Here is a 15,354-nt window from a genome sequence, read left to right on the forward strand (position 1 = left end):
TTATTTATTAGTTATCCCATTTCTCTAGTTTTGAAAAATATTCAGGATAAGCAATATACAATGCTTTTGCATTTATATTATTTTTTTCTATAGCTGTTTTATTATCTTTTGCATTGATGTTAGCTATCTTTATCATTCTTGCAGAAACTTCTCTATTATACCATACTTCTGTAGAGAAAAACTCATCTCTTTTTAGAAATTTATTAAGAAGTTTTCTTAACTGCTTAGTATCTTTTTCACTGAGATCTGTTTGTTTTGAATATTCAACTATTTTATTCCATTCATCTTCAGTAGCAACTACATCTTTAATGTGATTAGATGGATTTTCCATTCTAACAAATGATTCTCTTACCATTTTATCAACTAATCCCTTAGGGTCTTTAATATTTTCATTGTCTAAGAAGAATTTTCTAGGCATTTTTTTATTATATTTTGTTACTAAACCTAAAAATTGATCATATTCATCATCAGTTATTTCAGTTGCATCTTTTTTCTCTAGAGATAGTAAAAATTGGAAATCTTTTTCACTCATTTTTCCAGTTTTTCTCAAATACATGATAGGATTTTCATCTCCATACCAATCTTCAATAAGTGCTTCTCCCTCAATAACATTGATTATAGTTTTATCCCATTCTTTAGCTGAAGCTTTTGTTATATTATACTTTTGTTCTAAAGAGCTTCCTTTTTCCATAGAGCTACAAGAAATAAAAAGCATTGAAATCAATAAACCTAAAAATAACTTTTTCATTTAGTTCCTCCTAATTTTTGATTACACTCTTCCACAGCAGTTTTTATGTTTTTTTCCGCTTCCACAAGGACAAGGATCATTTCTTCCTACTTTTTCAGAAGTTCTTGGCTGATTATTATCCTCTTCTTCATCCTCTGTATTATAATTTACTTTATCCAGTGGTTCTTCTTTTACTTTTAATTCTTCCTCTTCTGGACTTTTAATTATAACTTTAAATAGGAATGAAGTTGTTTGTTCCTTTATTGTTTCCAACATTTTTTCATAAAGTTCTCCTGAAAGAAGTTTGTATTCTACTACTGGATCTCTTTGACCGTATGCTCTCAGATAGATTCCTTCTCTCAGTCCATCTAATGATTTTAAATGTTCTCTCCATCTTGAATCAACTACTTCAAACAGTATATATTTCTCAAGTCTTCTCATTAGATCAGAACCTATTCTCTTTTCTTTTGCTTCATATTCATTTACAATATCATTATACAATTTTTCTATATAATTTTCTATACTTGTTGATTTATATTCAGCTAAATCTGCTATTTCATATCCATATTTTTCATTTAAGAATTCTGCAAGTCCTGTAATATCCCAGTCATCTTTAAACTCTCCAACAAATCTTGTTGTTACTTGTAAACGTATAGTATCTTTAAGCATATGTAAAACTGTGTCTTTAAGATCATCTTTTACCATAGCTTCATTTCTGCTTGCATAAATAGCAGTTCTTTGTTTATTCATAACATCATCAAACTCAAGAAGATTTTTTCTGATTCCAAAGTTTCTTGATTCAATTTTATTTTGTGCATTAGCTATTGCTTTATTAATCATTGAGTGAGTTATAGGCTCTCCTTCAGGAAGTCCTAATTTTTCCATTACAGTTTTAACTCTGTCTGAACCAAATAATCTCATCAAGTCATCTTCGAGGGATAAATAGAATTCTGATTCTCCAGGGTCTCCCTGTCTACCAGATCTCCCTCTTAACTGGTTATCTATTCTTCTAGACTCATGTCTTTCAGTTCCAAGGATGAATAATCCTCCTTGTTCCATAACTTTTTCTCTTTCTTCTTCACATTGCACTCTGTATTTTTCCAATATTTCAGCATAGTTTTCAGCATCTCTGCTTCCTACTTCTTCTACAGCAAGGAATTCAGGATTTCCTCCAAGCATAATGTCAGTACCTCTACCTGCCATGTTAGTAGCTATTGTTACAGTTCCGAATCTTCCAGCCTGTGCTACTATTTCTGCTTCTTGAGCATGGAATTTAGCATTTAATACATTATGAGGTATCTTTCTTGCTTTAAGAAGTTCAGAAAGGTCTTCAGAACTTTTTATTGAAATAGTTCCCACAAGTACTGGCTGTCCTTTTTTATGTAATTCTTCTATTCTATTTATTATTGCATCTATTTTCTCTTTATGCGTCTTGAAGACCAAATCTGGATGATCTTTTCTCATTACTGGTTTATTTGTAGGGATAACTACTACTTCCAAACCATATGTATGAACAAACTCTGCTGCCTCTGTTTCAGCAGTACCAGTCATTCCTGATAATTTTTCATACATTCTGAAATAGTTTTGAAGTGTGATTGATGCAAGAGTTTGGTTTTCTCCAGCTATATTCACTCCTTCTTTTGCTTCAATAGCTTGGTGAAGACCATCTGAATATCTTCTTCCTTCCATAGCTCTTCCAGTAAATTCATCTATTATTATTACTTGTCCTTCACCATTTACTAAATAATCTCTATCTCTTTTGAAAAGTTCTTTAGCTTTTAAAGCCTGATTTAAGTAATGAGTAAGTTCTACATTTTCAGGAGAATAAAGGTTATCTATTTTCAATAACTTTTCAACTTTTGTTACACCTTTTTCAGTAAGAACAATGTTTTTAGCTTTTTCATCAACTTCATAATCTCCCCATTTTTCAGGTGGAATATCCATTTCCTTTTTAGCTTTTACATCTTTGATTCCTTCTGTTTCATAACTTCTGCTTAACATTGAAACTATTTGATAGAACACTTTATACCATTTGATAGATTCAGTAGCAGCACCAGATATAATAAGTGGTGTTCTTGCTTCGTCTATAAGGATAGAGTCAACCTCATCCACTATACAGTAGTTAAGTTCTCTTTGTACTCTCTCTTCTATACTTCCTACCATGTTATCTCTCAAGTAGTCAAATCCAAATTCTGAGTTTGTACCATATGTAATATCACTGTTGTAAGCTTGCTTTCTCTGTTCTGTTGATATACCATTTAGTATAACTCCAGAATTTAATCCAAGGAAGTCATAAACTCTTCCCATCATATCTCTATCTCTGGCAGCAAGGTAATCATTTACTGTTATGATATGTACACCTTTTCCAGTAAGAGCATTTAAATATACAGGACAAGTAGCCACAAGAGTTTTTCCTTCCCCAGTTTTCATTTCCGTTATTTTTCCTTCATGAAGAACTATTCCTCCAATAAGCTGAACATCATAATGTCTTAGTCCTAAAACTCTCTTAGATGTTTCTCTTACAGTTGCAAATGCTTCTGGCAGAATATCATCTAAAGTTTCACCTTTTGCTAATCTTTCTTTAAAATATGCAGTTTTTGCTCTTAACTGCTCATCAGTAAGCTTTTCAAAATCAGGTTCAAGCTGATTAATAACATCTACTATTTTTCTTATCCTCTTTACTTCTCTATCGTTTTTTGTACCAAATATCTTTTTTAACAAATCTCCTATCATCTACAATTTTCCTCTCTTTAAATTATTATTCTGACACTTTATCAAGATATATGCTACCATAAATCTTCTCGATAGTCAATTAAAGGTGCTTGTTTTTATATTAATTTTTATTGTTATTCTTACATATCTCTACAAATTCGTCCTCTGTAAGAATCTTTACAGTTCCTAACTCCTGAGCTTTCTTTAATTTACTTCCAGCTTTCTCCCCAATGATAAGATAATCAAGGTTTTTACTTACTGCTGACAAATTCTTTCCACCAAGTTTTTCAATTTCTTCTTTTATTTCTTCTCTTTTAAAATTTTTAAGAGTTCCTGTGAAAAGGAAAGTTTTTCCAGAGAAAATCTTTTCTGATTGATCTTCCTCTTCTTTTTCCTCCATAGCAAACTGTAGTCCATGACCTTTTAAAATATTTATAAGTTCAATATTTTCCTCATCTCTAAGAAAATCATACACAGCCTTTGCTCCCTTATCACCAATTCCATCTATCTCTATCAATTCTTCTATTTCCATTTTCATAAGATTGTCTATGTTCCTGCTTGCTTCTGCTAAAAGTTTTCCAGAATATTTCCCAATAAAAGGTATTCCAAGTGCATAAATAACTTTTGAATAATCTCTCTTTTTACTTGCCTCTATGGAATCTAAAAGATTTTCTACACTTCTTTTTCCCATTTTTTCTATATTTTCAAGATCTTCTTTATGAGATTTCAAATCATATATATCTCCAACATTTTTTATAAATCCAAGTTCCAGCATTTTTTCCACCATTTTGCTTCCAAAACCGCCTATGTTCATGGCATCTCTTGACACAAAATACTCAATTCTTCCCTTTACTTTTCCTGGACATATTGGGTTGGTACATTTTATATCTACCTGTCCCTCTTCTCTGGCAACTGGACTTCCACATACAGGGCATTTGTCAGGTTCATCTATCATTTTTTCACTGCCATCTCTAAATTCTTTTATAGATTTTACTACCTGTGGTATTATTTCAGCAGCTTTTTCTATAAATACCTTATCTCCTATTCTTATATCTTTTCTTTCTATTTCATGGAAATTATGAAGACTGGCTCTTTTTACCTTGCTTCCAGATAATACTACCTCTTCAAGCTCTGCGACTGGAGTAACTTTTCCTGTTCTTCCTACCTGCCATGTAATTCCCAACAGAGTAGTTGTTACCTGTTTAGCAGGAAACTTATATGCTATAGCCCATCTAGGACTTTTAGTAGTATTTCCAAGTTCATCCCAAAGATCAAGATTATCCACTTTTATTACCATTCCATCTGTTTCATAGTCCAGCTTCTCTTTTTCCTGCTCCCAGTAATCTATTCTTTTTTTCAGAGCAGAAGCTGTGTCCAGCACCTCGCATACTCCTGTAGTCTTTATTCCTAAAGACTCCAGATATTTTATACTCTCACTATGAGTCTGTATTCCATAATTCTTAGCATCTACTATAAAATAAAAATAACAGTCTAAACCTCTTTCTTTTATTATGCTTGCATCTATCTGTCTAAGTGTTCCGCTTGCTGCATTTCTTGGATTGGCAAATACCTCTTCTCCAGCTTCCATTCTTCTTTCATTCAGACTTTCAAATCTGCTTATAGGAAGGACTATCTCCCCTCTTATCTCCATATCTAAAGGCTCTTTTAATGTATGAGGAATTGTTTCTATCTCCATTATATTTTCTGTAACATCTTCCCCAATAGCTCCATCTCCTCTAGTTACACCTCTTACCAGCTTTCCTTTTTCATATTGGATGCTTATAGAAAGTCCATCTAATTTCAATTCAAGAGCATATTTTACATCATCTCTTTCAGGAAGAAGTTTTTTAATTCTATCTATAAAATCTCCTATCTCCTCTTCATTGTAAGTATTAGAAAGGCTTAGCATAGGTTTTTTGTGAGTTACTTTCTGAAACTTATTCTCTCTAAGATTTGAAGCTCCTACTATAACTGTTGGGGATGTTTCACTTTTATACTCTGGATATTTTTCTTCCAGTTCTTTAAGTTCATTCATCAGCATATCATATTCCACATCAGAAATAAGGCTTTCATTATTTGTATAGTAATACTGGTTGTACTTTAAGAGATCTGCTCTCAGCTTCTCTATTTTTTCCTTATCCTTTTTCATGTCATTCTCCTCAAAAAAATTTAATTTCATCTCTTTCATTATTTCTGCTCCAATTTCTAATTTAATCATCTATGTTTTCATAATGATATTATATCATTTTTTTTTAAGATTTTTTTCAAAAATATTATTTGTTCATATTGTAAAAAAATGTTAATATATTTGAAACAGCAATTCAAGAAAAATAAGGAGGTTTTTTCAAATGGAGCCTATTTTGATTTTTGGACATAGACATCCAGATACAGATTCTATCTGCTCTTCAATTGCCTTAGCTGAACTAAAAAAAGAGATGGGAATAAATGCTATTCCTTACAGACTTGGTGATATAAATAAAGAAACAGAATATGTCTTAAAATATTTTGGTGTAAAAATTCCTAAACTTTTAAAAACAGTTAGTGCTCAGATATCTGACCTGACTAGAGTGGAAAAAAAGACTTTATCTATAGATGATTCTTTAAGATCAGCTTTAGATATAATGACTGTAGAAAACTTTTCCAGCCTTCCTGTTGTAGATGATAAAAAACAGCTTAAAGGTATGATACATATTTCTGATATAGCTAATACTTACCTTAATCTTGAACATTCAGATCTTTTTGGAAAATATAAGACAACATACGAAAATCTGAAAGATGTTCTGGATGGAATAATTGTAAGTGGTACTTATCCAAGCGGTATTATTACTGGAAATCTGAAGGCTGTATCTGAACTGGAAAATGTTACTCAGGGAGATATAGTTGTAACTACATCTATGGTAGATGGTATTGACAGATCAATCAAAGCAGGAGCAAAAGTTATAATCGTTGCTTGTGATGAAGATGATTTTATCAGCCCAAGAGTGACTTCCGACTGTGCTATTATGAGGGTTCATGCTAATCTTTTCAAGACAATAAGTCTTGTAAGTCAGTCACTTTCATTATCTTCTATAATGAATAATACAAAATTCTATTCATTTAAAAAAGATGATTTCTTACATGATATAAAAGATATAATGAAAGAGGCAACACAGACAAACTTCCCAGTTACTGAAAAAGATGGAACTGTATATGGAACAATCAGGACTAAAAACTTGATTAACTTCACAAGAAAACAAGTTATTCTAGTTGACCACAATGAGTTTGCCCATTCAGTAGAGGGATTACAAGATGCAAAAATACTACAGGTTATTGACCATCATAAGTTTGGAAATTTTATTACTGATGAACCTGTAAAAATAAATGCTGAAATAGTTGGATGTACTTGTACCATCATTTATGAATTATTCAGAGATGCAAGAATCACTCCATCTAAAAAAGCTGCTGGACTTATGATGAGTGCTATTCTTTCAGATACACTTATGTTTAAATCACCTACTTGTACTCAGAAAGATATAGATACAGTTAAAGAGCTTGCTCTTATTTGTGAAGAGCTTGATTATGAAGAATATGGAATGAACATGCTTATAGCAGGAACTTCTCTTGCTAATAGATCTTCCTATGAAATACTTACTACAGATATGAAAGAATTCTCTATGAATGGAATCAATATGGGAATAGCTCAGGTAAATACTGTAGATGTAGCTGGACTTTTAAATAAACAGGCTGATTTGGAAAGAGTTATGAAAGAGATAAATAAAAACTCTGGATTCTCAATGTTTGTGCTTATTATTACAGATATAATAAAATCTGGTTCTTATGCTATGATAGCAGGGGATTTCCCTCAACTTATAGAGAGAGCTTTCAATGTTCATCTGGAAAATAATCTTGCATGGCTGGAAGGGGTAGTTTCAAGAAAGAAACAGATAGTTCCTTTCCTTATGGCTGCAAGTCAGAGTTTAGATTAATATATTAAAATAGAGGCTGATTAAAAACCAGCCTCTATATTTTTTTCTCCCCATCTAATGTATATTTTTTCATAAAATCCTTCTTAATTTCAAGAAATTCCTCTATATCATTAAAGAACTGCAGCAGCATAGCTCTGCTCTCAAATTCAACTCTACTTTTTGGAAGAGGCATATTTTTAAATTTCTCTCTCAATATTTCTAGTTCATCTAAAGCTTCAAGGTACAATCTATCTACTCCTATTGAACTTCCTACTTTTCTTGTAAATTCTGAAACAATGAATGTATGCTCGCTGCTTATAAAAAAGTTATAAAAATGCTTTCTCATTCTTACCAAAATTTTATACTGAGCTCTTTTCATATTAAAAACTTCTATCTCATATCTTGAACCATAGAATAAAGCATTATTGTAATCTTTATATGCTAAATCTCTTCCTATATCCAGTTCTTTTCTTAAATCTTTAAATATTTTATCTTCATCAACAAATATTGCTCCTGTTATTAATTCATCACTCATATAGCTGAGAATTTTTTTCATACAATCATCTACATTTTCCTGAGTGTGCTTTATTTTTTTAGTTACATCAGGCATATATAGATTTAAAACTATAGCTATTAATGCTCCAAGCACAAGTATTAATATTTCATTTGTAAGTATTTTTAAGGATATATTTCTTTCTGTCAGAATATGTGTTGCCAATACTACTGTTACCAAAAATCCTTGAAACAAATTAAACTTCAGGCATATAGGCATAAATATTAAAATAAAAAGTCCAAATACAAATGGTGTATATCCCCAAAAATAAAAAAACATTGCTGCTATAAAAAGTCCTACAAGGGAAGCAATAAATCTTTCTATTGCTATTTTCACTGATTCTTTTTTCGTTGTCTGTATACTTATTATTGTAACTATTCCAGCAGTTACTCCATAACTTATTCCCATGATCTGAGCCAAATATATAGCCAAAAATGTTCCAAATGCAGTTTTTATAACTCTATGATCAAAGTAACTCAAATTATCCCTCCTTTAAAATTTTATATATATTTTTATACATCCAAAAAGGTGCTTTTCTTTTTTTCTGCCCTATCTTCATTACAACTTTTCTAACAAAAAAAGGCGGACAACCGCCTTACTTATTTTTTTCTCTTATATCATTTATCTCTTCAGCTAACTTTTCAGCTTTTAATCCAATAATGATATGAATTTTTTTATCAGTTAATTTTATAACTTTATGAGCTCCTAAAATAATTATTCTCTTTTCATCCAACAGAGAACCATCTTTCATTATTACTCTTATTCTTGTCATGCAAGGGTCTACACTTACTATATTTTTTTCTCCACCTAAAGCTTTGATATATAGTTTTCCCATTCCAGAAAATTTCTTTTCTTCAAGTTTATCCAAATCAACACAATTTACTCTTTTTACTTTAGTGATCAGTTTATATTTTCTGATAATTATAGCTGCTACAACTACTATGATTATTCCAATTATCCAATATAACCACTTGGTCGACTCCATAACTCCCTCCCTTATTAATTAATCATCACCTATAATATAACGATTTTACTAAAAGTTGTCAAGTTATGATATTATTCCTCCACCAAGTACTAAATTTTTATAATACAACACCAAATGCTGTCCTGGAGCAGTCTGGGGATTTTCTTCATCAAACTCAAAGTAGAGTTTTTCATTCTCAAATAAAATTTTTCCACTTGTACCAAAGCTGGAAAATCTAGGCCTTCCAATAATACTTTTATCTAAAATATCATTTATTTTTATAGAAAGCTTATATTTTTTTAGCTCTACCCTTTTTTGGTACAATTCTTTATATTCTCCAATAGTTATTTCATTTTTCTCTTTATTTATTTTTGTTATAAAATATGCTCTTGGAAGTTTAAGTCCTAATCCTCTTCTCTGTCCAATTGTATATAACTGATATCCTTCATGTTTTCCCATAATATTTCCATTATTATCTATAAAGTTTCCCTTTTTTATTTTATCTCCTAAATTTTTTCTAAGAAATTCTATATATCCTTCCTTAGCAAAGCATATTCCCTGACTATCTCCTTTATCATGTACTTCTAGTCCAATATTCTTGGCTATCCCTCTTATCTCCTTTTTTTCATAAGAATGCAAAGGGAATATAAGCCTTGATATTTTATCATTATCCAGTCTGTAAAGCATATAGCTTTGATCTTTTTTGGGGTCATAGGAAACTTTCAGTAGCTCTCTTTTAAACTCTTCTGAATATTCCACAGAACAATAATGCCCTGTAGCTACAAAATATGCTCCCTCTTCATCTGCAGTTTCAAAAAGAACTCTCATTTTTACTCTTTCGTCACAGATAACACAGGGAGAAGGAGTTATTCCTTGAGAATATCCCTCTAAAAAATCATCTATAACTTCCTTTTGGAATAATTCTTCTATATCTATTGTTCTATGTTTTATTCCAAGAAAGTCACATATCCTTTGAGCAGCTTTTATTTCTTCCATGAGAGATTTTTCCTTCTTATGATTCAATGTTACACCTATGACTTCATATCCTTGTTCTCTCAAAAGATAGGCTCCCACAGAAGAATCTACTCCACCACTCATTCCTATAACTGCCCTTTTTCTATTCATTATTCTTTTCTCCTGATTTATCAGTTTCTTTTGTCTTATCTCCATCATCTTTTTGACCTATCTGAAAATTTAATATTCCTGAACTCAAAGTTATTCCTAAAGAAAAGTTTAAAAGGAATATCCCAGTCAATGCTTCTATTATAACAAAGAACTGCCCTAAAAATTTCAATGGATAGATATCTCCATATCCCAAAGTTGTCAATGTGACAAAACTAAAATATATATGTTTAAAATAAAAATACAGAGTAGTATTTACCCCTTCCATTCCATGAAAAGCTTTTCCATCATAATAGATATTTATTACAGAATAAAGTGCACCAAAACTTATTCCCAAAGTTATATATGTCATCAGCGTAATTATTACATCACTGCTTTTCACTTTTCTCTTTCTAAGAATTATATCTGTTACACAGTACTTTATAAGTACAATATGGCTGGTAAAAAGAAGCATTATATTTACAGCAAAAACTAGGAAATAAACATCTTCATACTCATTTCCTATTTTTTCTATATTAAGTCCAAAAATAACTATTGTAATTGGTATACATACAATATAGTAAAGTATCAATATAATTGCTTTTAATGCCCCATCTTTAAAGATAAGATTTTTTCTTCCTATGACAATTATTGGAAATATACTCACAAAAAGTACTGGAATCTGTTTGAAAGTTTGAAAGTTAAGTTTAAATATATTTATAGACTTCATACTGCATAACTGAGATATTATAGGAAGAAAAACAGATATAGCTGCTGTCATTTTTATTAGAAAAATTATAAAATCATAGTTTTCACTTTTTTTAGCTATATCTATTATCATCCTCATCTTAGATTTAAAGTCGAGGTTTTTCTTTACTATATCCACTACATATCCAAGATCCAAATCTTCAGTAAGCATTCTGAATAACTTATCTTTTATACTATTCAATTTCATTTTTCATCCTGCTTATATGTATTTCTCCTATGTCAAAGAGTTTTTTTGTTCCAGATATTTCTACTTCCAATCTTCCATCTTGTGCTATCTCATCTGCCATCCCAGTAACTGTTCCATTTGTACTTACTATATTTATTTTCTTTCCTTTGAGGTAATTTCTGCTGTTAATCTCATCTAATATGTATTTCCATTCTCCACCACAAAATCTTCTGTAATATTTTTTAAATTCATCTATCACAGTGAAGATAATATCCTCAATTATATAGTTCTTTTTTGTCTTACTTGTAAGAGATACAGCTATTTCTTCTGCTGCTCCCATTTCCTTATTATTTACATTTATTCCTATTCCTATGATAAAAAAATCATTTACTTTTTCTACTAGTATTCCTGATAATTTCTTATCATCAAGATAGATATCATTTGTCCATTTGAATTTCAAATCCAGTTCCTCTATCCTTTTAATTCCTTTCAACACAGATATCCCAGTAACAAGAGGAAGTTTAGAGTAATCCTCTATTGATATATCTTTCTCAGCTTTTAAAGCAAAACTAAAGAGAGCCATTCCTTTACTGGAAAACCAATTATTTCCTCTTCTCCCTCTTCCTTTAGTTTGAATTTCAGCTATTGCTAAATCAAAATTTTCAATATCTTCTTTATCTTTGAGATAATCACTTGTAGAATCTATGCTTTTAAATCGGAATATTCGCATATTTCCTCCTTTTCTTTCTACATATATCTTACATATAGATAAATAGTAGCTAACAATAATGTTTGAAAAGCTATAAGTCCTCCAAATTTAAAGAATTTAAAGAAATCTATTTTACATCCAGCTTTAGCAGCAGCTCCTACAGCAACAACGTTTGTAGCTGATCCAAGCATAGTGATGTTTCCACCTAAACACGATCCAAATGAAAGAGCCCACCAAAAAGCTTTTGGATCTCCTATTTTATCAAATGTAGGCACCATTACTCCAAGTATTTTAGAAACAGTAGCAGCATTAGCAACATTTCCTATTATAGATGTAAATCCAGCAGAAAGCCAAGTTACAGCTATGACAGCAAGGTCAAATTTACCTGAAGTTATTTTTATAAGTTTATCTCCAATCATGTTTATTATGTTCAAATTCTCTATCCCTTTTATCATCATAAACAAACCTATAAAGAAAAACAGAGTTTCCCATTCTACATTCTCAAATATCTCTTTTGGTTTTCTTTTTGCTATAACAACTAAGAATATTGCTCCAGAAAGAGATATAATTGCCAAACCTTTATTGATAAAGTTATTTAAAACAAATCCTATCAATACGAGAGTAAATATTACTGCTGCCTGTTTCAATAGTTTGGGATCTTTCAAACTTCTTGAAGAATCCAATTCCATTATTCTTGCTTTTAGCTCATTTGGTACTACCATATGTCTTCCATAGATGAAATAAACATTTGCTATAAGCAGTGCCATTGAAAGTACAGCTACTGGTGCTGTATTAAAAAGAAATTCATTGAATCCAAGATTTCCTTCAGCTCCTATAATCAATTGAGTAGGGTCACCAATCAATGTAGCCAGTCCACCAATATTAGCAGACATAACTTCTGTTATTATAAATGGGAAAGGATCTAATTTTAATTGTTTTGCCAGCAATATAGATACTGGTGCCATCAAAAGGATAGTTGTAACATTATCTAAGAATGCAGAACAAAGAGCAGTTACTATTGCCAGTAAAACTATCAATCTAAAAGGTTCTCCTCTTACCAACTGAGCTACTTTAATAGCAAACCATTGGAACACACCTGTTTCAGACACTAGCAAAACTATTATCATCATACCTATTAAAAGAAATAAAATCTCCAGTCTTTCAGAAATAGCTGTCAAGGCATCTTCTTCATTTATTATCCCTACTAGTGCCATTACAAGTCCACCTATCATTGTTGCCCATGGTCCAGGGATTTTATCTGTTATCATCAAATAGAATACTGTAAAAAATACAACTAATCCTATCAGCATATATATCATAATTTTTCCTCCTTATTTTAATTCTTTCCCCAAAGATCAAGAGTTTAAATATGAAGTACTTTCTTGATTATATCTGATCTTCTTATCATTCCATAATATTTTCCTTCATCTAGTACATACAATCTTGTAAGTCCTTTATTTACCATAATAAAACATATCTCCATAATAGGAGTTTTTCTATCTATTTTTACTCTCTCATCTACTCTGTACAATTTTTCAATAGTTGTTGTTGTTTCATTTACCAGATATTCTTCAAAAGGTTCTCCTACTGTTAAGAAATTAAGATCTCCCATCAAAGAAAGATAATCAGGCATACCAAAATCAATAAGTTCTCTTTCAGTTATTTCTCCTAGAAACATACCATCTTTATCAACAACTGGAAGTCCGCTTATCTGTTCAAGTATAAGCCTTTTTGCTATCTCCTCCAAAGTATTATCTGGAGTAGCTGGCTGTATATCTGGACTCAATACATCTTCTGCAATTATTCTGTGGTCTATTTCAATATTAGATTCTTGAATATATTCCACTATTTTATTTGGATTTTTTTCCTGCTTTATCTGCTCTAAAAGACTTTTTCTCTTTAGAGCCATTTTAGAAACGGCACTCATCACCTTTAATATATTTTTATTTTTTAATACATCTGAAATAATCAAAAATACAAGTTTAACTTTATCCGTTCTATGTGTGGCTGCAATTTCAACCTCTATAGGTTTTTCAAGTATACCAATAGCAACAACAAAGTCATTGAAATTTTCTATTCTGGCATGTGGTATTGCTATTCCATTTCCCATTCCAGTAGATATTTCCTCTTCTCTTTTAATTACTGATTTTACAATCATATCTTTTAACTCATTTATCTTCTTATCCTTCAGAGATAATCTTTCTACCATCTCTGTGATAATTTCTTCAGGAGTTGTTCCTTTTAAATCAGTAAAAATAAACTGTGGATCTAAATAACTTGAAAACTTCATATATTCCTCCTTTAAAACTTTAATACCTTAGATTAATATAAACAACACTTAAAATCACTGACTCAATAACAATCAGTATCCCCAATTTGAAGAAATCCATAAAACTTATTTTTACTCCTGCTTTTCCTGCAATAGATACCCCAACTATATTAGCTGGTGCTCCTACCAATGTCATGTTTCCACCTAGACAGGCTCCCAAAGATAATGCCCACCACAAGACATCTGTATGTCCTGTAAAATTAGGTACAATACTTGCTATAATTTTTGAGAAAGATAGAGTATATGGTACTGATCCAAGTATTGGTGACAATAATGATGAAATCAATACTATAACTGTTCCAGTTTTTTCCAGATTTCCATCTGTAAATCTGATTATCAATTCCCCAATTTTTGCAACTACTCCAAGCTTATCTACTCCTTCAACTAAAACAAATAACCCTCCAAAGAAGAACAGAGTTTCCCATTCCACTTTTCTGTATATCTCTTCTGGACTTTTTTTGCTTATAGTAAGCAAAATAACTGATCCAGTTATAGATATAACTGCAAGCCCTATATTTGTTACCATGTTTGTTAAAAATCCTATAAGAATTATTCCAAACAAAACACATGACTGTATTAGAAGTTTTTTGTTCTTTATGCTTCTGTTAGGTTCCAAGTCCATTATGCTGGCTCTTAATTCTCTAGATACAGTAAACTTTTTTCCAAAAAGCAGCCTAGCTGTAATTAAAAGAACTATCATATTTACTACTACAATTGGTGTTAGATTTATCAAAAAATCATTGAAATCCAAACCACCAAGGCTTGCTATGATAAGATTTGGCGGATCACCTATCATTGTAGCTGTTCCTCCTATATTACAGGCAAATATCTGCACCATTATAAATGGAAACGGATCTATCTTCAGCTTTTTAGCTAATAAGACAGTGACTGGCACTATAAGAAGAATAGTTGTAACATTATCTAGGAATGCTGAACATACAGCAGTCACCACTGATAACATCATCAGTATCTTCATTGGATCCCCTTTTGCCTGCTGAGCAACTTTTATTGCTACCCACTGGAAAATACCTGTTTCAGACATCACTTCAACTACCATCATAAGCCCCATTAAAAGCAACAAAATCTCTAAATTTCTTCCTATGGATTCCAAAGCCTCTTCTTGATTCATAACCCCTATCAGCACCATTAAACTTCCTCCAATGATAGCTGTAAGCGACTTAGGCTGTTTTCCAAAAAGAATAAAATAAAAAGATACCACGAAAATTAATAAACCTGCAATAAGTTTGATGTTTATCACCTTATTCCCCCTTATATATAAAAAATTTTAAAAACTTTTTACATGGTTTATTTTACCATTTTCAATAATTAGAAATATTTATAAAAAGAAGTAAGGATTCTCTATATAGATATACTAACCTAA

At 31.0% G+C, this 15,354-nt stretch carries 12 protein-coding genes; 1 reads left to right on the forward strand and 11 read right to left on the reverse strand.

Annotated features, from left to right (window positions below; genetic code table 11):
* Positions 1–7: 7 nt before the first annotated feature.
* The 3 genes from E0E45_RS11760 to ligA all read right to left on the reverse strand — a co-directional run bounded on the left by E0E45_RS11760 (position 8) and on the right by ligA (position 5,627).
* Positions 8–748 carry a hypothetical protein gene (locus tag E0E45_RS11760; protein ID WP_130891350.1) on the reverse strand — a complete coding sequence of 247 codons (741 nt, stop codon included), beginning with the start codon at positions 746–748 and terminating at the stop codon, positions 8–10.
* 21 nt (positions 749–769) lie between these two features.
* A complete protein-coding gene (gene secA, locus E0E45_RS11765; RefSeq protein ID WP_130891351.1) occupies positions 770–3,460 on the reverse strand; it encodes a preprotein translocase subunit SecA in 2,691 nt (896 codons plus the stop codon).
* A 100-nt stretch (positions 3,461–3,560) separates the two neighbouring features.
* Positions 3,561–5,627 carry an NAD-dependent DNA ligase LigA gene (gene ligA, locus E0E45_RS11770; protein WP_130892349.1) on the reverse strand — a complete coding sequence of 689 codons (2,067 nt, stop codon included), beginning with the start codon at positions 5,625–5,627 and terminating at the stop codon, positions 3,561–3,563.
* A gap of 160 nt (positions 5,628–5,787) precedes the next feature.
* On the opposite strand from ligA, the gene E0E45_RS11775 reads away from it, so the two are divergent.
* Complete coding sequence (locus tag E0E45_RS11775) at positions 5,788–7,404, forward strand: putative manganese-dependent inorganic diphosphatase (protein WP_130891352.1); 1,617 nt, start codon at positions 5,788–5,790, stop codon at positions 7,402–7,404.
* Between the two features lie 34 nt (positions 7,405–7,438).
* On the opposite strand, the gene E0E45_RS11780 is transcribed toward E0E45_RS11775, so the two are convergent.
* From E0E45_RS11780 to E0E45_RS11815, 8 genes are all read right to left on the reverse strand, one after another.
* On the reverse strand, positions 7,439–8,416 hold the full coding sequence (locus tag E0E45_RS11780) for an aromatic acid exporter family protein (protein ID WP_130891353.1): 978 nt from the start codon (positions 8,414–8,416) through the stop codon (positions 7,439–7,441).
* 115 nt (positions 8,417–8,531) lie between these two features.
* Positions 8,532–8,921, reverse strand: a complete 390-nt coding sequence (locus E0E45_RS11785; protein ID WP_130891354.1) for a PTS transporter subunit EIIB — start codon at positions 8,919–8,921, stop codon at positions 8,532–8,534.
* A gap of 63 nt (positions 8,922–8,984) precedes the next feature.
* On the reverse strand, positions 8,985–10,025 hold the full coding sequence (gene mnmA / locus E0E45_RS11790; RefSeq protein WP_232044112.1) for a tRNA 2-thiouridine(34) synthase MnmA: 1,041 nt from the start codon (positions 10,023–10,025) through the stop codon (positions 8,985–8,987).
* Positions 10,018–10,956 (reverse strand): potassium channel family protein, encoded by a 939-nt coding sequence (locus E0E45_RS11795; RefSeq protein WP_130891355.1) that lies wholly within the window; start codon positions 10,954–10,956, stop codon positions 10,018–10,020. The genes mnmA and E0E45_RS11795 overlap by 8 nt, the downstream gene beginning before the upstream one ends.
* Positions 10,943–11,665: a biotin--[acetyl-CoA-carboxylase] ligase gene (locus E0E45_RS11800; RefSeq protein WP_130891356.1), complete on the reverse strand. Its 723-nt coding sequence runs from the start codon at positions 11,663–11,665 to the stop codon at positions 10,943–10,945. Before E0E45_RS11800 ends, E0E45_RS11795 begins: the two co-directional genes overlap by 14 nt.
* A 17-nt stretch (positions 11,666–11,682) precedes the next feature.
* The gene (locus E0E45_RS11805; RefSeq protein ID WP_130891357.1) at positions 11,683–12,963 is read right to left on the reverse strand and encodes an ArsB/NhaD family transporter; all 1,281 of its coding nucleotides are present in this window, start codon (positions 12,961–12,963) and stop codon (positions 11,683–11,685) included.
* A gap of 44 nt (positions 12,964–13,007) precedes the next feature.
* Positions 13,008–13,934 carry a PTS sugar transporter subunit IIA gene (locus E0E45_RS11810; RefSeq protein ID WP_130891358.1) on the reverse strand — a complete coding sequence of 309 codons (927 nt, stop codon included), beginning with the start codon at positions 13,932–13,934 and terminating at the stop codon, positions 13,008–13,010.
* A gap of 19 nt (positions 13,935–13,953) precedes the next feature.
* Positions 13,954–15,231, reverse strand: coding sequence for an ArsB/NhaD family transporter (locus E0E45_RS11815; RefSeq protein WP_130891359.1), 1,278 nt, complete (start codon positions 15,229–15,231; stop codon positions 13,954–13,956).
* Between the last annotated feature and the right edge of the window lie 123 nt (positions 15,232–15,354).

Source organism: Fusobacterium ulcerans ATCC 49185, from assembly GCF_900683735.1.
Taxonomy (GTDB): Bacteria; Fusobacteriota; Fusobacteriia; order Fusobacteriales; family Fusobacteriaceae; genus Fusobacterium_A; species Fusobacterium_A ulcerans_A.